The 18408-nt window shown below is 45.1% G+C and carries 23 protein-coding genes; 19 read left to right on the top strand and 4 right to left on the bottom strand.

From position 1 onward, the window contains the following. Nucleotides 1-2: 2 nt before the first annotated feature. From IT233_12630 to IT233_12540, 19 genes are all read left to right on the top strand, one after another. On the top strand, nt 3-1607 hold the full coding sequence (locus tag IT233_12630; GenBank protein ID MCC7303477.1) for a hypothetical protein: 1605 nt from the start codon (nt 3-5) through the stop codon (nt 1605-1607). A 7-nt stretch (nt 1608-1614) separates the two neighbouring features. After that, nucleotides 1615-2331: a hypothetical protein gene (locus tag IT233_12625; protein ID MCC7303476.1), complete on the top strand. Its 717-nt coding sequence runs from the start codon at nt 1615-1617 to the stop codon at nt 2329-2331. A gap of 51 nt (nt 2332-2382) precedes the next feature. After that, complete coding sequence (locus IT233_12620; GenBank protein MCC7303475.1) at nt 2383-3102, top strand: hypothetical protein; 720 nt, start codon at nt 2383-2385, stop codon at nt 3100-3102. A 92-nt stretch (nt 3103-3194) separates the two neighbouring features. Next, a complete protein-coding gene (locus IT233_12615) occupies nt 3195-3590 on the top strand; it encodes a hypothetical protein (protein MCC7303474.1) in 396 nt (131 codons plus the stop codon). Further along, complete coding sequence (locus tag IT233_12610; GenBank protein MCC7303473.1) at nt 3590-4099, top strand: hypothetical protein; 510 nt, start codon at nt 3590-3592, stop codon at nt 4097-4099. Before IT233_12615 ends, IT233_12610 begins: the two co-directional genes overlap by 1 nt. Beyond that, entirely contained in the window at nt 4077-4397 is a 321-nt protein-coding gene (locus IT233_12605; GenBank protein MCC7303472.1) for a hypothetical protein, read from the top strand. Before IT233_12610 ends, IT233_12605 begins: the two co-directional genes overlap by 23 nt. After that, nucleotides 4398-5237 carry a hypothetical protein gene (locus tag IT233_12600; protein MCC7303471.1) on the top strand — a complete coding sequence of 280 codons (840 nt, stop codon included), beginning with the start codon at nt 4398-4400 and terminating at the stop codon, nt 5235-5237. Nucleotides 5238-5241: 4 nt separating this feature from the next. After that, complete coding sequence (locus tag IT233_12595; GenBank protein MCC7303470.1) at nt 5242-5424, top strand: hypothetical protein; 183 nt, start codon at nt 5242-5244, stop codon at nt 5422-5424. Next, nucleotides 5425-6117 carry a hypothetical protein gene (locus IT233_12590; protein MCC7303469.1) on the top strand — a complete coding sequence of 231 codons (693 nt, stop codon included), beginning with the start codon at nt 5425-5427 and terminating at the stop codon, nt 6115-6117. Nucleotides 6118-6122: 5 nt separating this feature from the next. Next, on the top strand, nt 6123-7061 hold the full coding sequence (locus IT233_12585) for a hypothetical protein (GenBank protein ID MCC7303468.1): 939 nt from the start codon (nt 6123-6125) through the stop codon (nt 7059-7061). Continuing rightward, nucleotides 7048-7482 carry an N-acetylmuramoyl-L-alanine amidase gene (locus IT233_12580; protein MCC7303467.1) on the top strand — a complete coding sequence of 145 codons (435 nt, stop codon included), beginning with the start codon at nt 7048-7050 and terminating at the stop codon, nt 7480-7482. Before IT233_12585 ends, IT233_12580 begins: the two co-directional genes overlap by 14 nt. Next, nucleotides 7483-8169 (top strand): hypothetical protein, encoded by a 687-nt coding sequence (locus tag IT233_12575; protein ID MCC7303466.1) that lies wholly within the window; start codon nt 7483-7485, stop codon nt 8167-8169. Nucleotides 8170-8180: 11 nt separating this feature from the next. Further along, a complete protein-coding gene (locus tag IT233_12570) occupies nt 8181-8387 on the top strand; it encodes a hypothetical protein (GenBank protein MCC7303465.1) in 207 nt (68 codons plus the stop codon). A gap of 9 nt (nt 8388-8396) precedes the next feature. After that, the gene (locus IT233_12565; GenBank protein MCC7303464.1) at nt 8397-8645 is read left to right on the top strand and encodes a hypothetical protein; all 249 of its coding nucleotides are present in this window, start codon (nt 8397-8399) and stop codon (nt 8643-8645) included. Continuing rightward, nucleotides 8626-9297, top strand: a complete 672-nt coding sequence (locus IT233_12560) for a hypothetical protein (protein ID MCC7303463.1) — start codon at nt 8626-8628, stop codon at nt 9295-9297. The genes IT233_12565 and IT233_12560 overlap by 20 nt, the downstream gene beginning before the upstream one ends. Nucleotides 9298-9390: 93 nt before the next feature. After that, nucleotides 9391-10245 carry a DNA adenine methylase gene (locus IT233_12555; protein ID MCC7303462.1) on the top strand — a complete coding sequence of 285 codons (855 nt, stop codon included), beginning with the start codon at nt 9391-9393 and terminating at the stop codon, nt 10243-10245. Further along, nucleotides 10245-11603, top strand: a complete 1359-nt coding sequence (locus tag IT233_12550; GenBank protein MCC7303461.1) for a hypothetical protein — start codon at nt 10245-10247, stop codon at nt 11601-11603. Before IT233_12555 ends, IT233_12550 begins: the two co-directional genes overlap by 1 nt. 62 nt (nt 11604-11665) lie before the next feature. Then, on the top strand, nt 11666-12415 hold the full coding sequence (locus tag IT233_12545) for a hypothetical protein (protein MCC7303460.1): 750 nt from the start codon (nt 11666-11668) through the stop codon (nt 12413-12415). A gap of 2 nt (nt 12416-12417) precedes the next feature. Then, nucleotides 12418-13005 carry a hypothetical protein gene (locus tag IT233_12540; protein ID MCC7303459.1) on the top strand — a complete coding sequence of 196 codons (588 nt, stop codon included), beginning with the start codon at nt 12418-12420 and terminating at the stop codon, nt 13003-13005. 35 nt (nt 13006-13040) lie between these two features. Here IT233_12540 and IT233_12535 read toward each other — a convergent pair whose 3' ends face one another. The 4 genes from IT233_12535 to IT233_12520 all read right to left on the bottom strand — a co-directional run bounded on the left by IT233_12535 (nt 13041) and on the right by IT233_12520 (nt 18385). After that, a complete protein-coding gene (locus IT233_12535; protein ID MCC7303458.1) occupies nt 13041-13358 on the bottom strand; it encodes a hypothetical protein in 318 nt (105 codons plus the stop codon). 221 nt (nt 13359-13579) lie between these two features. Beyond that, a complete protein-coding gene (locus IT233_12530; protein MCC7303457.1) occupies nt 13580-14659 on the bottom strand; it encodes a hypothetical protein in 1080 nt (359 codons plus the stop codon). A gap of 357 nt (nt 14660-15016) precedes the next feature. Then, nucleotides 15017-15691 carry an outer membrane lipoprotein carrier protein LolA gene (locus tag IT233_12525; GenBank protein ID MCC7303456.1) on the bottom strand — a complete coding sequence of 225 codons (675 nt, stop codon included), beginning with the start codon at nt 15689-15691 and terminating at the stop codon, nt 15017-15019. A gap of 6 nt (nt 15692-15697) precedes the next feature. Beyond that, nucleotides 15698-18385: a DNA translocase FtsK 4TM domain-containing protein gene (locus IT233_12520; GenBank protein MCC7303455.1), complete on the bottom strand. Its 2688-nt coding sequence runs from the start codon at nt 18383-18385 to the stop codon at nt 15698-15700. Nucleotides 18386-18408 lie beyond the last annotated feature (23 nt).

The following is an 18408-nucleotide window of genomic DNA, read 5'->3' as shown; positions in this document are numbered from 1 at the left end:
TAGTGCAGGTTATCACAAAACGACATATTAAACCGGGCATACAGTACGACAGCCTCTTTCCAAAAGCTGAGATGGAAGAGATTACCGTTCAACGAAACGCCAACGTGGGTCATACGGTGAGATTCATTCCCAAAGTCGTTTCGGAAACACTTTTTCATACAGCAGGGATCTCCCGACTACTGAAAGGAAACTCTATCAAAGAGACCTGCCAAAGAATCTGGGACTTTGTTTACACGCATATCAATTACCGTAAAGATGAAGATGGCAAGGAGCAGGTTCGCAGCCCTGCAAGAGCCTGGCACGACCGACACCAAGGGGTAGATTGCGATTGCTATACTGTGTTTATATCCAGTATCCTCTCCAACCTCCGTGTTCCCCACTTCTTAAGAATAGTGAAGTACTCCGGGAACAATTTTTCGCATATCTACCCCGTCGTGTCCCTTTTGGGAGAAACCATCATCCTTGATTGTGTCGTTGACCGATTTAACTACGAAGAACCTTTCACACAGAAAAAAGATTTTACAATGGATTTGAACTACCTGAACGGAGTACCGGAAAAATCGCTCAACATAGACGCAGAAATGTTTGACGATGGTCAAAGTGATCTTGGTAAACTGGCTGATCTTTTTAAAAAGAAAAAGCCCGCCTCAACCTCAACTACATCAAAGAAAGAAAGCAAGGTAAAAACCTTCCTTAAAAAGGCTGTCAACGTTGTCAATAAAGTCAACCCGGCAACCGTGCTTCTCCGCGCTGGCATCCTTGCCTCCATGAAGACCAACTTTATGAAAGTTGCTCAGCGCATCAAATACGCTTACTTAAGCGATGCAGATGCACAGAAGCGAGGGGTGGACATGCAGAAATTCACTCAGCTAAAAACGATCAAGGGAAAACTGGAGAAAATATTCTTCGCTGCGGGTGGAAAGCCCGAAAACCTGAAGGAATCCATCTTAAAAGGAAAGGGCAATCAGAATAAAGAAGTTCCTCTGAGCGGATACGACGAAGCTGTAACCGCAATGAATGAGCGGACACCGCTTACTGAACTGCTGGGTCAGGATGTTTACTACTCTGAGTTCATGCAGGGAACAGATGAAATTGAAGGCTTGGCTGGTCTTGGAGAACCTGCCACAGCGACAGCGATTGCTTCATCCACCGGAGTGCTTGCCGTCATCGCCGGATTTTTGAAGAAGATCGGAAACCTCTTTCCAAAGAAGAATAAAGAGGCAGCTGATTTTGAAGACACAGCTGACGTGGACAAGGAAATTGAAAAGATCAATAAAACGGAACCGCAGGTTGATCTGGACGCTTTACCCAAAACAATTGAAGACGAAACCCCGGCACCGGACAGCTCTTCTCAAAGAACCGCCGGAGAAGATACCCCGCCCGAAGAAAAGGACGAAACCTTCTGGGAGAAAAACAAAAAGTGGCTCAAACCCACACTCTGGGGAACGGGCATCCTTTCAGCTCTTGGACTTGGATACCTCGCTTTCAAACCAAAACAGCAAGATAAAGAGAAAAAGGAAAAACCTCTTGAGGGAGTGGGTCGGAAAAAGTCAAAGCCGGGAAGAAGAACGGGTGAGAAAAAATTTAAAACCATCGAACTTAAATAACAAAGACATGAACAGCTATGAAAAAGATGCCAAGCGGAAGCAAACTTCCCAATGGCTGCAAAATATCGAAGACTCGGCTTCGGACAGAAAACTTCCGATGGGGAAGCGTCTGAAAAAAGGTGCGGGACAAGCAGCCCTTCGTCTTGTAACCGGATTAGCCGGAGGATTTACGGGAGCCGCTATTGGAAGGTGGTCGGTGCTTGGTGGAATCCTTGCAACGGGAACGGGTGAAGTGATCGGATCACCGGAACTCACCTCTTTCGGAGTTGGCATGATGGCCTCCAACCTGATGCCTTCCACAGAAACGGTAAATGGACCGGAAGAAGAGAAAAAGTCCGCCATTACAAAAGCCAAAGACCGGGCAAAGGCATACGGCAAGGGAATTTTACAGAAGTTCTGGCTGGACAAGGTCATCAAAAAGAAAGAATCGGATTCCACAGAGAAGAAAACGGAAACCACTACCAAAACGGAGGAAAAGCCAATGGGCGAAGTAACCTACTACACCCATCCTCAGAGCGAAACTGACCAGATGGACTTAAGCGAACTGGAAAAGTACGAGGAAAAGATTAAGGAATCTGCTTCTGACTTTGAGAAAGAGCAAGAGATCATTTCTCAGCCTGAAATGAAAGGAACAGAAGAGATCGAGCAGATCGAAGAAAGACTTTCCGGCACCGGGGACGATGACAAATTCCTGGGAAGTACGGAAGAAGAAAGAATTCTCTAGAACACTAAAAAGAAACCAAATAATTCAAACGAAAACAAAAACCAAAACACCATGAACGGACAACTTGAAGCAATTGAAGAATACAACAACGCTGGAGCCCTCTTGGGTCTCGATGCGCTGGAAAACGAGGAGCTGATGGGAGCTCTTCAGAAGATGAACCCCATACAGCGGGTGAACGTGATGAAAAAACTCTCCACCCCGGCACCTGCCTCCAAGGGATCAAGGGCTGAGATGGAAAAGCATTTTGCAGAACTGCCTGCTCACATCCGTGAGGGACTTAAAAAAGGAGAACTGCGTCTTGCCGACACGATCATTTATTCGATCAAACCCGCAAGTTCAAAGACCATCAAAATCTTTGAAACCCAAGACGACAAGGAGATCGGTCTTCGCAATATCTCCAACGCCAAACTCCCAAAGAATCAAGCTATGCTTGTGTCCGGGATCATCCTCTTGGCAGGAGTGGCGGCAGATGCCACCAAGGACAAGATCATCGCCACGAATTACGCGGCGGTGGAAGCCATCCCAGCCGTTGCTAACGGAGAAGTTTCTTTGAAGGCCAACAAAAAACTCATCGTTCCCGACACCTCGAACAATGTGTTCAAGACTGCCGGGTACGGGATTGTGCCTGTGGGTTATTACAAACTGGCTAACCCGCGTCTGATCCACGATGATGTGCTTGTAGAAATGACCCTTGAGTTGGGGACGCTCGACGGAATCGTGGCAAACACGTACATCTTCGCTGCCTTGCACGGAACGATCACCACTCCCTAATTCCTGAGTGCAGACGAATGAAAACTAAACTTCAGGCTCCTATTAAAAGGAAGCCTGAAGTTTTCAATCCAACGACAAAGTATAAATAACAGATGAACGAAAACATCAATATCATCCGTGCACCTAAAGTCTTTGAACTAACGGTAACGGTTTTGGGAGAAAAGGTCTCTGAAACTTTCGAGCTTGATAAAAGCGTGAAGAAGGTCTTCGGTGTGGCATTTGCTTCTGAAAAACCGGATTTGCTTTACCACAGGGGATATGCCCGACTAGAGATTAACAAACGAGAGTTTTTCCCAGAGAATCATGCCGTACAGCGTGTCATGAACGGAGTGAATGCCAACATGGACATCCGTTACTGGCCTTTGAAGGATGTTATTATCGGAAACGGTCAGGTGAAACTGGAGTTTACCGATAAAGCAGATGGTCGCACGGTGTTTGCTTCTTACACGGTTCAATTGTACCTGGACTGTGAAATCGAACTCAACTAATGGAAGAGATTATCATTCATACGGTTCGCATTTCAAGTGCAGGAGAGATCAAACACTTTGAGATCCCGCTTTCTTTCAATGCAAAAGCCGTGTGCTCGCTGTGGTACAAGATCAGGCTTCTGGATAGCGGTGTAATTGTAGGAATTGGAGAAGCGGTGCCTGTGATTGGGGCAGTTGGTGTTGATCCTCCTTATGGTCGCGAACTAATTGCAGGGAAGCTCTCTTTAAGCAGTAACAGAAGCGAGCGGGTTTTCTTCTTCGGCGATCTCATCCTTGAGGATAAAAATCTAAGTCTTCTTGATTTCACTGATTCTGTTTTTGAGGTAAAGCCCTACACGCACAACACATTCAATAAAAGCATAGAAATCAATCTTGATCCAAAGACCACCACGGTGCATGGATTTATAGAAGACAACTGGGGAATACTTAACGGATCTGTGGTGAATTACGAAGTGGATATATACATCATTCAAAACCTGAATAGCGATGACCCCGGAACTGGCACATGATTTTATTTGCCGCAGGATGCGGGAGTTGGGTTTTGGAGATAGTTATTACACACGCTTCCGGCACATCGTACTTCAACCCAGCGAGATTAGAAACGAAAAGGCCTTTCACAGCTATTTTGTTTTAGTGGAAGAACCTGTAAACGTATCTGTTAAAAGCCAGAGTGGGTTGTTTGATTTGGGAAATACCAACCTGAATGAACTTCAATACGAGCATCAGGGACAGATCAAAATTAAAAACACTTCAGATGCGGTCGTAGCAAGAGTGAGATTCATACAGGTAACTCCTTACAAACACTAAATGGAAGATCAGGACAATATGGAAAAGCAAACGGTAGAACAGCCTTATGAAAAGGGTCTTCTGGACAATATCAAACGTATCCTTGAAATTCAGGTTTCCCAAGGTAAACCCCAGAGCTATGAGATTTATGTGGACGGACTCCGCGTTGTACCACGCACTACTGTTACGGAAATCTTTGACAGCTATCAAACATTTCTATCTCCGGCTTCCAAAAAGATCATAGTAACGATCTATCGGGGAATAAAAACGCCTGCCTGCACCTCGCATGTCTTTACGGTGGAACCGGAGAAGGTCATTGTACAACAGCCCGTACAGGTACAATCGTCCAATGCACTTAATGGACCGGAAGTACAGCAGTACGTACGCGAACTAATGGACAAGGAGCGTCTGGCTAATCGCCTTGTCCAATTGGAAGAAAAATTATCGGAGCGAGAAAACAAGCTGGCTGAAGCAGAAAAATACATCTCTGATCTTCAAAGAGGGATCGATCTTCTAAAAGAGGAAAAAGATAATAAGCAGAGTGTCATTTTTGATCGCCTCTTAAAGATTGCAGAAAATCCACCTGACTGGCTGAAACTCTTAGTACTAAATAACAATTCTCCTCAAAAGGCTACTCAGTTAGGAGAGACTGAAACCAAAGATAAAACGGAAGTAACTATAAAAAAGAAAACTGCGCCTGCGTTATCTGAAGATGAAAAGGACTTCTTGAAACTCATGAACATCATGCAGGAAGGCTTGGAGGAAGAAGAATTCACGATGCTGATGCTTATAAACCGCAAACTCACGGATGAACCCGCTCTTATCACAGAAGTAGGCGATCTGGTGGATGTAAAACTCTAAAGACATGAAAAAGTACGAATACGACATAACAATCCTGGCTCCTTCAGAAAAGGAAGCCGATCTAAAGGCCGCCGCTCTAAAAGTGATGGGTGAAAAACTTTCGGCTAATGAACTTTCAAAGCTTGCCGATGTGATCACTAACGATCCCATCAAACTGCAAATCGCTAAAAAGGCGTTAGGGGTGTAGATGAAATTTAAAGCTCAACATAGTGATCCAAAGCAAGAAACGGGAAACAAGGATTCTTCCGGATGGAAGGAAATCGTACTTGTTTCTGCTTTAGGACTGGTTGTAGCCGGGGGAACCATTCTTCTGGTTTCACGAGTGATAAAATCCTCAATTGCCAACACCGAGGAAAAGAAGTCACTTGAAACCAATGCACCTGCATCTTATGCCAAGCAGATAAAACTGGCCTTTGAAAACGACGGGTGGTGGGGAACGGATGAAGAGGCATTGAGATCAGTTTTAAGACGGATTCCTACGAAGAGTTTTTTCAAAGAAGTGGCCGCTTCCTATAAAAAACTCTACGGTGACCCGATCACCAAAGAGATGCAGGATGAACTAACCTCAGGCGAATATGAGGAAATGATGATGATCATTTCTTCCAAACCTGAAATGCCCGGAGACACGGCTGTTCTAAATCACCTCGCGTGGGCAAAACGTCTTCATGCCGCAGTAAACATCTCCTACGGGATTTTTCCCGGAACAGATGAAGATGCGATCAAGGCTGTGTTTTTGGAAATCCCTACACGAGCGGATTTTTCAAAAGTAATGGCAGTGTATGAAAAAGAATATGCCGTTTCCCTGCTTGCAGATATTAAAGAAGATCTGTCGTCCTCTGACTTAAATGCAATGCTTCAGATAATCAGTAAAAAACCTTAGAACTAATGGCAGCAAAACAAGATACAAATCAGCCCAAGAAGCGTAATTTCAAAAAAGCCATATTGATCGGTCTCGGCGTGGCCGTCACTGCCGTGGGAGGTTTTTTCGGATGGAAAGCCATCACCAAGAAGAAGCAAGAGCCAACAGATCAGGAAGATGAAACGCTTGCTCCCCAGACTACTTTCACACCCACTAAGACCAGTTCACAAAGTCAGTCTTCCTATGTACCAACACCTCCTGTAAAAAAAGATGATTTCCCTCTTAAAAAAGGAAGCAAGGGAGAAAGGGTTAAGACTTTGCAACTCGCTCTCATTGCCAAACATGGCAAGACTATCCTTCCCAAGTATGGAGCAGATGGAGATTTTGGTTCGGAAGTGCAGGCGGCTCTTACCAAACTGAATCTTCCCATTGTGGTGGATGAAAGCACATTTACCGTGCTTACTCAAATACCTACGGAAGACCCGGCAACGCTTGCCAAGAAACTCTACGAAGCGGCCACAGCTAAGAGTTTTTCTTCTGCTCTGGACTCCTTAAAAAAAATCAAAAGCACTTCTGAGTACTCAGCTGTTTCTGACAAATTCAAAGAGTACCGCATCTCTTCAGGCGTTCGCAAAACACTTGTCACCGGAATGCTTGATACGTTCAAGTCAGCTTCAGAGCAGGATGCCATCCGACTGGAGTTCCTCAGGATGGGATTAAAATACGACGGTGCAAAATGGTCCATCCCGACTTTGTCAGGTAATGATCAGGGAAAATTCTTAATCACGGTAGAGCCTGCCGAACTGATCGATCTGAAAGCCAAGATCAAAGTAAAAGTGCCTGTGAAAACGGTCGTGGGACATTTCATCGCATCAAAAAATAATTACACCCTCTTTAAAACCCTCGAAAAGAATAAAAAACTAATTGTCAAATCAAAAAGCGTAATATTTTATGAGACAAATTAAATACATCGCGGTGCATTGCACCGATACCCCTTCAAACACGACGGTGGAATCCATCCTCAATTTCTGGAAGACAGAACGTAAATGGGATCGTCCGGGTTATCATTATATCGTCAAAGCAAACGGAGATGTGGTGAAGCTACTGGATGAAAAGCTGCCCTCCTACGGAGTGAAAGGATTTAACGAATCCACGATAAGCATCGCTTACATCGGAGGAAGAACCAAAGAGGGAAAATCCTCTGACACGCGTACCCGCGCTCAGGAAGTGGCACTTTTCGATAAGATCGTGGAGCTTTCAAATCGCTATCCAAAAGCGGAAATTAAAGGTCACGGAACTTTTCCCAAGGCCGGAAAGACCTGTCCGAACTTTGACGTGAAGAAATGGCTTGCCGATTACACGCCGGATCTGGGTAATGCGGCATAAATGCTCGGTAAGTTAAAGGCCATTGCGAGGAAGGAGAATTACCTGATCTATTCGCGTCCCTACGAGCTGAACATCTGGGGAGTGAGAAGTGAAAACACGAGATCTGGAAAATTTGATGATCACTTTCACGTGTTCTATAAAACGGAAAAGAATAAGTGGGAGTATCACATTTTCCCTTGTACGACTGATCCGGGAACCTTCTGGCTTGAAAATCCAATGCAACCTCAGGGAACGGCGATTCTCATGCAGGGTCAGTACAAAGGTGCCTACCAGATCGGCCTTCACAGGGGACAATACGCCTCGCTTGTGCAGAGAAAGCCTGTCACGATCCTTAGAGACTATGATCGCAACGCAGTGCTGGATTTCCTTAATGGGAAAAGAGAGACGGGACTCTTTGGAATAAACATCCACCGCGCAATGCAACAGGGAAAAACAAAATACGTGGACAAGTTCTCTGCCGGATGTCAGGTCTTTGAAAACGCGGCGCATTTCTACCGCTTCATGCAAATGGCAGAGCGTCACCGATCCCTCTATGGTAACTCGTTTACCTACACGCTCATCGATGAACGGGCATTAAAGCGGGCTTTTTTAAGAAGAGTCCTTTACGGAAGTCTCGCAACAGTGGCCGCCATTTCCACAAGCGTTTATCTCCTGAGTCCCGATGAAACATTTAAACAATCAACCTAAAAACAAACACAATGAAAAACAACTTCAGAGTACATCATCAACAGGAACGTTTTTTTGAAAACCTGCTGGAGATCGCCCGTGAGTCCTCACGCCAACAGGCTCCATCAACGGTCTGCATCAACCAGAGCCGGACTTTTAATGAAATCCATGTGAATGTGCATGCGGTTTCTCCTGACAGACCAGGAATCTTAAGAAGACTCTTTTCAAAACTCTTCTAAGAAAAACAAATGAAAAAGTATCTAAGAAATATCCTGAAGGACAAAACAGGGACGTACTCCTTGCGAGAAACCGTCGTTGCCATTTTTGTGGTCGTAACGCTTATTGCGTGGATCGGGGAGCAATTTTTCTATCTCCACGTACCGGAATTCATGTTCTATGGCTTCGTGTCGCTGATCGCTGCCGGATGCTTCGGATACTCCTTTGAACGAAAACCCACAAACCCTTTTAACACAGAAAATGAACAAAAACCAGAGTAAATTATTACGCTTCGTACTGATCCTGTATTCAATCCTGAGCCTCGCCAGTACCGTTTATTTGATCTACGACTCACACTACAGCCCACCGGAACCGATCTATGAAAAGACCAAGCAGGAGTTGCATGACATCAAGCAGTACTTAAAATCCAAGGACAGTCTTTATGATCGTTCTCTGGACTCTTTGAAAAGTGTCAGTGACAGCTTGGAGCAGGTCATCCACAAAAATGATCAGCGATTGGAAGGTGCCAAGGAATACGTCATTCAGATTTCCCGGAAAATGGATGCTTTTAAGTCTTCATTTGAGTTGGACACTATGAGAATGAAGGATGAACAAGTCTTTGACTCGCTTTCACTTTTATGTAACACATTCAGGATCGCGAGTTTCGCCCGTGACAGTTTGTGCGATAATGAAATCTCTTCTCTGAACTGTTTTCTGGAAGTAAAGGATGCCATTATTAACATGAAAGATTCGCTGCTGGTGGACTATAAATCCACAACCGCGCGGCTCTTGCTTACAACCGAAGAATTAAATGAGAGTCTTGGACTCATGCAGAATAAACTGAGGCGAAGTAAACGTGCGGCGAAAGTACTTGCTGTATCCGCCGTTTTTCTTTCAGGATTTATCATTTCTCAGCATCTTAAATACGAATGAAATGGAAGTCGCAATCGTCTATTTCCTTGTCTTTACCATTTTAGGTTACTTCCTCTTGAACGACAACGACCAAAACCCACCACCGGCTACAGCGTGAAAACACCCATCACCTATTATGGAGGAAAGCAGGCCATCTTAAAATACCTGCTTCCACTTTTGCCCAAGCATCGCATTTACTGCGAGCCGTTCTTTGGAGGAGGGGCTTTGTTCTTTACAAAACCCCGCTCGGAGGTGGAGATCATTAACGATAAAAATTCCGAAGTGGTAAATTTCTTTAAGGTGATGCAGACCAAGTTCTCTCAGTTGCAGAAACTTGTTCGCTCTTCGCTTCACTCTCGCCAGCTTTACAAACAGGCGATGGTGATTTATAAGAATCCAGAAATGTTTAGTGATGTGCGCCGCGCTTGGGCATTCTGGATTGGAACCAATCAGGGGTTTGCGTCGCTGATCGGCTCCTGGGGTTTTGGAAAGCAAAATTCAAAAGAGAAGGCAGTTTCAAACAAACGAAACGGTTTTACCCGTGAGTACGCACACCGACTGGAGCATGTGCAGGTGGAAAACAATGATGCGCTGAAGGTAATCGGACGGGCTGATTCAAAAGAAACCTTCTTCTATGTCGATCCTCCCTACATCGGTTCCGATCAGGGGCATTACAGTGGTTACACGGAAGATGATTACAAAAAACTTCTTGAAGCTCTTTCCAAAGTGAAAGGAAAATTCCTGTTGAGCAGCTACCCCTCTAAACTGCTCAAAGAGTTTATTAAAAAATATAAATGGGAAGTCCGGGGAATAAAAAAGTCGGTGGCCGTCACCAAGCTCACGGACAAAAAGAAAACCGAACTCATGGTTTCCAATTACGATCCTGAAAAAGAGTCTCGATTTATGCCAGAACCATTGCCTGTAAAGGAAATCGAACAGCAACTCAACAAATTAAAATTCGCCGCCTGATGAAAGTAACAAAGAACAACTTTATGACCGAGGTTCATAAGATCGGTCAGGAAAACCTGCCGGAAGGACTCCTGCAAGCACATTTGTATCTCATGAAGATGACCGATGGTGGCAAGGACTGGTCTTTACTTGAGAAAAAGGCCAATTTCAAACGTCTGGCAGAACTTGCCTTTCAAAAGCTGGAGGAGTTTTTGGAAAATGGAGCGAGCTTGAATGGAAAACCTGAAAAGACCGCTGCCGAGCGTCTTGCTAAGAATGATGCCCTAATGTATGTTTATATGGAACTCGATCAGCTTCAGCGCATTTATGAACTTGAAAAAATGGCCGAAGAAGAGGATGGTCTTACCCCTGAGATAAAAATCCGCAAGCGTGCACTTGAAAAGGAAATTAGGCTTCGAAAAAAAGATTTGAAGGGGAAGGGATTGTCCGGCAAACCTGATACCGATGTTGAAATGAGTTTTATCAAGCGATTCCTGTATTTCAATAGGCGTAAAATAAGCCGGGACGACATGACCCATTATGTCGAAGACCTACAAGAAGCAATTAAGGGAAGAGAAATTAGAAAGACCTCTCTCTACGCCGCAGAGATCAGGCGGATACAAGACGCTGTCGTTGATCTATACAATAGCAGACGCAAGTCATTTAGATTCCAGATTGATGAATATTTTACATACGATCTTGAACGAATTGTAGAACGCTACGAGAAGTCAAGAAAAATTTCTAAGAAAGATGGCAAGGCAGAATCTGTTCCACTTTGTGGTCCTTCGGAGCCTGTGGCTGAAGAACCGAAGATCATGTCAAGCATTGAATTCGCAAAGAAGGAATTCAAAACCCTCGGCTTTACTGGAAAATGGCTGGAACTTATCGGTGATCCCTCCCAAGGCTTTACAGCAATGGTTTTTGGCAAACCTAAAATGGGAAAATCATTTCTATGTATTGACTTTGCCGGATACCTTGCACGGAACTTCGGGAAGGTACTTTACGTTGCCAAAGAGGAGAAGCTGGACCTGACCCTTCAACAAAAGCTCAAGGAAAAGGACGTAGCCCACGAGAACCTTTTTGTAAGCGATCATTTGCCCGAAGATTTGTCTGGGTATGATTTTATATTCCTGGACTCCGTAAACCTTCTTGGGCTTAATCCTGCGGCTTTACGGGCATTAAAAGAGGCGAACCCCGGTAAATCCTTCATCTACATCTTCCAGACTACCAAAACGGGGAATTTCAGGGGAGCGAATTCCTTCCAGCATGATGTGGATGTAGTGATCGATATCCCGGAAAAGGGAAAGGCCGTACAATTCGGGAGGTTTAATCAAGGTGGCGAGATGGGGTTCTTTGAAAGTTCAGAACCAATCAGTTAGATGATTCACAGGGAAAAGTGGCTTTTCCGTACCTTAGTTTCCCTTAAGGAAGACTCTACGATATGGCGAAGGAACAAGAAATACAGAAATTTGCACTGCAAATACTTTCTGAAAACCCGCAAGGGTTGCGATATACAGATCTCCGAAATGCAATCTGGGCAAAAAACAATGATTTCAATCGTAATACGATCAACGGATCAATCTGGGATCTGGATACCACGTTTCCAAAAGAAGTTTATAAACCTGCAAGAGGGATTTTCAGACTTGTTTCCTTTCGGGAGAGTGATTCGACACCTCAAAAGATTGACTCCATTGAAAAACCAATTAAAAAGGGTATTAATGAAGAAACATTTTATCAGCCGTTCGCAGATTGGCTAATCAACGATCTGGACGAATGCACGAAGGCCATCCCTGTTGGTGGCGCAGTATTCAGAGACAAATGGAGTACTCCAGATGTGATTGGAATAAGACAGCATGAAGTGGATGACATTATCCGGTTCCCCATTGAGATTGTCTCCGCTGAGATAAAGATAGATTCAAATGAGCTTATTAAAGCATTCGGACAGGCTTGCTCCTATAAAGTTTTTTCTCACAAATCTTATATCGCTGTTCCAAAGGACTCTTCACCAGAGGACGTTGATAGGCTGGATGTACTTAGTCAACTCTTTGGCATCGGTTTGGTTTTGTTCGATTCGAGTAGTCCAGATTCACCTAGGTTCGAAATTCGGTGCAGAGCCGTTAAAAGTGAGCCGGATATGTTTTACGTCAACAAGTATCTAAAGCTAATAAAAAACAAACTTTTTAAGCACTAAGCATGAGCGAGCAGGACTGCAAAAGATGTGGGGGATTTGGCCAGATTTCGGAAAGCGAACCATCCATTAATCCGGGGGAGTTACCACCTCCAACAGTAACTTGTCCAGATTGCAATGGCAAGGGATATTTGCCACTTCGTTTTTTTGTCGAGTTTATTTTCGATTATGATCTGCTTGGCAGAACTTATTGGCTTCCCCTATTCATTCTATCAGACAGCGTTGAACAGGCCAAGGTCATTACGGCATCGACAAAATTGGCACTTGAAGAAAATTACAAAAATGTACAACATCGTGTTCCTGTTCCCGAAATCGAAATGACCCGGCCCTATATTCAGAGCAAAATCGATCTAAACAAAAGACATAGGCTTGCCAAGCTCGAAATCAATGTGTGGAAATTCATCGACATCGCTCCAAATCCGAATTGGAGTTTTGACGAACATTTAAAATTCATTGCAGAAGAGAACCCCCTTAACGAACGGCTTATCGCATCTTGCGTCGAGGCCAAAAAATTCCCGGTTCGGATTATTAAGGACAACCTCAGACTAGTGGATATTGAGGAGTTTCTTCTCGTTAATGTGGTGAGGAGTTAACATTTGGAGAACGGAAGTTGCGGCAAATGAAAAAATTATTTTTCATTTGTTGGTGGCGGTGGGTTATTCGGCCCATAAAAACCTGAAGAGTCAATGGGCGCATTGGGGCCTGAATAAGGCACAATCGATTTCTTAATTAAGTCCAGTAATCCAAAGTCATTTTTATAAACGAGACTACCTTCTACAAATTGCTGCGAAGAAATATAGTAATAGTCTCTTCCATCCATTCTAAGCCAAATTCGAAAGTCGGGTTCTGAGACAACCGAGTCTAACGGGTTAGAATTATTCTTGGCATTAACAATAAGGGGGATGATTGAATCAATTTTTTGTAACAGCACCTTATCACCAATCATTTTGGGTTGGATTTCCGAATTCTGTCGTATTTCAGTTCGTGTAATTTTATCGAGCTCTATCCTTAGATTAAACGAGACATATGTAATTGAGGCTTGTTTTGTTTTAAGAGGGCGACTATCCTCATCTGAGCACGTCAAACTCTGAAGGATCAGGGAGCTTATGCAAAAAGAAACCAAACGAAATGTATTCATGCAAAACTTTCTCATGAAGTTACGAAAATTTAATGTCTTGGTGCATGTTGCTTCTGAGGCTTTTTGTCGCCCTCAGTTTTACCACCATTCGCTGTTCCACCTTCTGCTTTCTTAGCTTCTTTTACTGAGAATGGGCCATCCATTATTACAAATGAACCTCGATGATCGGATCTCTGACTTTCCCCCATCTGTTTCGCTAGAAGATTTTCAAACTGAACAGCCCAAAATTCTTCGTTATTGTCATAGTTGTCAGTTCGAGAGGTATTAAAATATTGTTGCACAGCAGTGATCTGACCATAAACTTTGTCCCACTCCTTCTTGTATTCTGATGGCGACATGGTCGAAGCCTTTTTCCATACCTCATTAAGCATCGAGGTGTATAACTGCAATAGATATGCATGAAATGCTTCGTGATACAAATTATTGACAGGGCTTTGCATGCCACCCTCAGTTGTTCGTACGCCAATGCGGGTACTATAACTCGTTGAGGCGGAGCCGCTTTTGTGGTTTACCATTCCGATCGTTACAACACCCTTAATTAGCCTATCTGATTTTTGATCTTCAAGGATTTGCTCCGGTGTATAAAGAGTTACTCCCCAAGAAAAAATCTTCGATTCGTGAAGTGCTTGAACGAAATTTATGGCGAATGGAGAATTGTTGATCAAATAATCAATTTGCTCGACCGCGTCTCGTACACTTTGGTTATCAGGCAAAGGCAAGCCGGAACCATACTCGTAAGGAGTAAAGATGATGCTGCCATCTTTATTTCGTTTTCCACTATCGTAGTATATTGTGATAGTGTTGCCACCATTATCTTTAAATACAATGGGGCTGTTCCCAGCGAATTGGTAGGGCGTTAGCTCGGTATAGTATGTTGTGTAAGCATCGCAACTCATGAATCTGCCTAATCGTGGGTCATACATCCTTGCACCATAATCATAACTAGTTCCAGTGGAGCCTTTAATCTCGTTATCTCCCTCCTTGCCATTGAAGCCGTACTTATACGTATTGGAAGAGTAGGTTCTGCCTGGGAGCAGACTACCGAACGCCGTGGCCTCCGGCCTTAGGTTCCGGTTTGGGTTTGAAGAGTTGGTAGTTTGGGAGCGCAAGGTGTTGGGATTGCTTAGGCTAATTTAATGATTTTATACGATACTTTTCTTTACAAGAAAAGTATCCAAAAGAATCGGCCGCTCCAATACCCTGCGATGATCGCAAACGCGCCGGGCCTGCCTTCCGCTGCGCGATCATCTCAGCCTTCCGCAATGCCGCCCCGGCGGAGCGACCGGTGCCGGCACTCGGATGTTTGGGTCTTTTCTTCAGCCTTCCTTCTAAGGTAGTTTTCGTTTCAGAAAAGCTAGTTTGTAAGTGATCCGACCCCAAATGCATCCGGAATCTTTATCCAGTATACGAAAATTCGGGAAAATCCCCGATAGGTGTATTGCTCAATTAAAAGGGAAACCGGAAGATCAGTTCTCCTTCAGATCTATCCACTCCCAGGGAGGGGAGGGATATTCCTTTTTTGTAACAGTGAACTGCGCGTCGTTGGGTTCTGTGTAACAGGAGAAAGATTTGACCGTGATCGTACTGCTGGTAGCGTCTTTGTTCATGATCTTCAGCATGGCTACCTGCTTTTTTGTTTTGTCGATGTAGAGCTTAATCGTGTGATAGGCTTTTTTTCCGGGCGATAACGGATACAAATTGATTACCTGCATCAGCGTTCCGTTCACCGTTTCTTCTTTTTCAAACTTATACTTAAAGTTCTTCTCATAGATGGTGAAAATATTGGTGGGATTAATCTGATCTGCTGATTTTCCGTCGGGCGCGTCGTTCACCTGAACCTCCTTGCTCTCGTCTATAATGGTCCATTGTGTCTTAGAATCACACACGATCTTCTGTCCCTTGAACTCCACAATGTACTTCTGCCCCTTTGAAGTCAGTTTACCGGTGTTCGACTCTTTCAGCTTTTTATCCGTTCCAAAATTTTCGATCAGAAATTCCGCTTTGATCGCTCCGCAGGCTTTTGTTTTGGCACTTAATTCATCGAGAATGGCCTTCGCCTTGGTATCAACAGGTTCCTTTGGTTGCTGTGCGCTGATCCCGGCCCCCAGACCGAAACAGAGAATGAAAAGAATGTGCTTCATACTTCTTTATTGTGGAGTGTCATCCCCTTTTTTCAAAAACTGTTCCAAAGTTAGAACATCTTTGATCAGGACCTCACGGGCTTTTGAGCCCTTGAACGGCCCTATAACTCCCGCATTTTCAAGCTGATCCACTATCCTCCCGGCCCGGTTATAGCCGAGCTGGAGCTTACGCTGCAATAAGGATGCTGAGCCCTGCTGGTGCGTTACAATGATCCGGGCGGCTTCTTCAAACAAAGGATCGCGGTCGGCCGCATCCACACTGACTCCTCCTCCTCCTTCGTCTTCTCCTACATACTCCGGTAAGATGTGCGCGGTGGAGAAACCTTTCTGAGAACCTATAAAGTCCGTAATGCGGGCAACTTCAGGGGTATCAATAAAGGCACACTGCAGGCGTATGAGATCGCTGCCGGTACTTAGCAACATGTCGCCTTTCCCGATAAGCTGATCCGCGCCTCCCTGATCGAGGATCGTTCGGGAGTCGATCTTTGAGGTTACACGGAAGGCAATGCGGGCCGGGAAATTGGCCTTGATGGTTCCGGTTATTACGTCTACGCTCGGACGCTGTGTGGCAATGATGAGGTGAATGCCCACGGCGCGTGCTTTCTGCGCGAGCCGGGCGATGGGTATCTCCACTTCCTTGCCGGCTTCCGTAATGAAATCGGCAAACTCGTCAATCACCACTACGATGTACGGGAGAAACTTGTGCCCGTTATTCGGATTGAGTTTGCGTTTCACAAACTCTGCGTTGTATTCCTTAATGTTTCTGAGTCCCACCATCTCCAGCAGTTCATACCTCGCTTCCATTTCTATCACCAGTGAATTCAGCGTGTTGATGACTTTCTTGCTGTCGGTGATAATCGGCTTTTCTGCATCGGGAAGCTTTGCGAGAAAATGCCGCTCTATCTTGTTGTACAGCGTGAGTTCTACTTTTTTGGGATCAATCAGCACGAGCTTAAGCTGCGAAGGATGCTTTTTGTAGATCAGCGACGAGAGAATCATATTTACTCCCACTGATTTACCCTGGCCTGTAGCGCCTGCGATAAGAAGATGCGGCATCTTAGCCAGATCGGCGATGAATGTTTCGTTGGCAATGGTTCGTCCCAGCGCCAGCGGCAGATCCATATGGGAGCTCTGAAATTTCTCTGATCCCAGCACCGTACGTGCGGGTACCATTTCCGGGTGAAGGTTCGGCACTTCAATGCCGATGGTTCCTTTTCCCGGAATAGGAGCGATAATGCGGATACCTAAAGCTGCAAGTGAAAGCGCAATATCATTCTCCAGCGATTTGATCTTCGAGATACGCACACCGGCTTTGGGAACGATCTCGTAAAGGGTGATGGTGGGACCGATTGTGGCTTTGATCTTTTCGATCTCGATACCGTAATCTTTCAGTGTTTGCACAATGCGTTTCGCATTGGCGTTGAGCTCTTCCTCGCTCACGGCATCCTGCGACGATTCGTAGGTAGTGAGCAGATCCACGCCGGGGAAACGGTATTCGCCGAGCTCCAGGGTGGGATCATATTCGCCAAACTGTGCTACCAGTTCTTCGGCCTTTTTGGAATAATCTTCGTCGGATTCGTCTTTGAATTCATTTTGCTCTACCGTGAGCATCACGTTCTCTTCACCCAAACTGATGGAGTGAAGCAGGGGAGGATCTACCGGCTTAACCTCGTCGGGTACCGGCTCAATGGTATTTTCTGTTTCTGCAGGAGCAATTATTTCAGTTACCTCCGGAGGCGGAGGGGTTTCTTCTCTGTTGAGGGTCACTTCCACCTGCGGCGAGTACTCTTCTTTCATTTCGGTACGCAGCAGCACATTCTGCAGGCTGGCTTCGTTTACAGGCGGTATGGGTTCCGGTTTCCGGAAGAATTCAAAGGAAATATTGAAGTTCACAACAAGAAAGGTGAGGAAAGTGAAGGCGAGCAGTGCACCGGTTCCCACAGCGCCCAAAGAGCGGTTCAGCCATTCGGAGAGATGAAAACCAAAGGTTCCGCCCAGATAAAACCATTTATCATGGAACAGATATCCCAGCGCACAGGAAAGGAATAAAAGCCCGAACACCGACCACTTTAAAGTGCGTGCCAACGGAAGCAGTTCTACCTTCATCAGAATGCGTATGCCAAGCACCAGCGCCACCAGCGGAAAGGCAAGTGCCGCAATTCCAAAGCCGGCGTGAATGAAAGAGTGGGAAATCACCGCCCCCAGCTTGCCCAGCCAGTTGGCAGCGGATTCGTCGCTGGAAAACAGATCCGCCCAGGATCCCATCACCTTGTCCTGATCTACTGTCCATGTAAAAAAGAAAGAAACAAACGCAATGGTGAGGTACACCGATGAAAGGAGCAGAAAGAGTCCGGCGATTTTGTGAACCTTTTCGCTGGCAAAAAAATCTTTTACAGGCAGTATGAATTCAGCGAAGGAACCTTTTTTTGCCCGTTTCTTTTTCGGTTTATCCTCGTTTTTCTTATCCCGTGGTTCATTGCGGGTATTTTTTAATCTGGGTGCAATCTCTTCTTCCTCTTCCTCGTCTGCTTCTATTACTTCCTCCTCCCGTTCATCGAGAATGGGCTTTTGTGAGAGTTTCTTTTTTCGCGGCTTTTTTACCGGGATTTCCTCCCGCACTTCATCTTCTTCGATGTCGTGCCGGTCGCGAAACGTATTGCGTAGCCGGGGCTTAATTTCTTCGAGGTCCTCCATGTTGAAAGGATAGGGGTATTCCA

The sequence above is a fragment of the Bacteroidia bacterium genome (genome assembly GCA_020852255.1).
GTDB lineage: Bacteria > Bacteroidota > Bacteroidia > JADZBD01 > JADZBD01 > JADZBD01.
This window is presented reverse-complemented; position numbering and strand designations above follow the sequence as displayed.

What these genes read in the sequence shown, in the direction of transcription:
- IT233_12625 (MCC7303476.1), top strand. Translation starts at nt 1,615, where the DNA reads ATGAACAGCTATGAAAAAGATGCCAAGCGGAAGCAAACTTCCCAATGG.
- IT233_12620 (MCC7303475.1), top strand. Translation starts at nt 2,383, where the DNA reads ATGAACGGACAACTTGAAGCAATTGAAGAATACAACAACGCTGGAGCC.
- IT233_12615 (MCC7303474.1), top strand. Translation starts at nt 3,195, where the DNA reads ATGAACGAAAACATCAATATCATCCGTGCACCTAAAGTCTTTGAACTA.
- IT233_12610 (MCC7303473.1), top strand. Translation starts at nt 3,590, where the DNA reads ATGGAAGAGATTATCATTCATACGGTTCGCATTTCAAGTGCAGGAGAG.
- IT233_12605 (MCC7303472.1), top strand. Translation starts at nt 4,077, where the DNA reads ATGACCCCGGAACTGGCACATGATTTTATTTGCCGCAGGATGCGGGAG.
- IT233_12600 (MCC7303471.1), top strand. Translation starts at nt 4,398, where the DNA reads ATGGAAGATCAGGACAATATGGAAAAGCAAACGGTAGAACAGCCTTAT.
- IT233_12595 (MCC7303470.1), top strand. Translation starts at nt 5,242, where the DNA reads ATGAAAAAGTACGAATACGACATAACAATCCTGGCTCCTTCAGAAAAG.
- IT233_12590 (MCC7303469.1), top strand. Translation starts at nt 5,425, where the DNA reads ATGAAATTTAAAGCTCAACATAGTGATCCAAAGCAAGAAACGGGAAAC.
- IT233_12585 (MCC7303468.1), top strand. Translation starts at nt 6,123, where the DNA reads ATGGCAGCAAAACAAGATACAAATCAGCCCAAGAAGCGTAATTTCAAA.
- IT233_12580 (MCC7303467.1), top strand. Translation starts at nt 7,048, where the DNA reads ATGAGACAAATTAAATACATCGCGGTGCATTGCACCGATACCCCTTCA.
- IT233_12575 (MCC7303466.1), top strand. Translation starts at nt 7,483, where the DNA reads ATGCTCGGTAAGTTAAAGGCCATTGCGAGGAAGGAGAATTACCTGATC.
- IT233_12570 (MCC7303465.1), top strand. Translation starts at nt 8,181, where the DNA reads ATGAAAAACAACTTCAGAGTACATCATCAACAGGAACGTTTTTTTGAA.
- IT233_12565 (MCC7303464.1), top strand. Translation starts at nt 8,397, where the DNA reads ATGAAAAAGTATCTAAGAAATATCCTGAAGGACAAAACAGGGACGTAC.
- IT233_12560 (MCC7303463.1), top strand. Translation starts at nt 8,626, where the DNA reads ATGAACAAAAACCAGAGTAAATTATTACGCTTCGTACTGATCCTGTAT.
- IT233_12550 (MCC7303461.1), top strand. Translation starts at nt 10,245, where the DNA reads ATGAAAGTAACAAAGAACAACTTTATGACCGAGGTTCATAAGATCGGT.
- IT233_12545 (MCC7303460.1), top strand. Translation starts at nt 11,666, where the DNA reads ATGGCGAAGGAACAAGAAATACAGAAATTTGCACTGCAAATACTTTCT.
- IT233_12540 (MCC7303459.1), top strand. Translation starts at nt 12,418, where the DNA reads ATGAGCGAGCAGGACTGCAAAAGATGTGGGGGATTTGGCCAGATTTCG.
- IT233_12535 (MCC7303458.1), bottom strand. Translation starts at nt 13,358, where the DNA reads ATGATTGGTGATAAGGTGCTGTTACAAAAAATTGATTCAATCATCCCC.
- IT233_12525 (MCC7303456.1), bottom strand. Translation starts at nt 15,691, where the DNA reads ATGAAGCACATTCTTTTCATTCTCTGTTTCGGTCTGGGGGCCGGGATC.
- IT233_12520 (MCC7303455.1), bottom strand. Translation starts at nt 18,385, where the DNA reads ATGGAGGACCTCGAAGAAATTAAGCCCCGGCTACGCAATACGTTTCGC.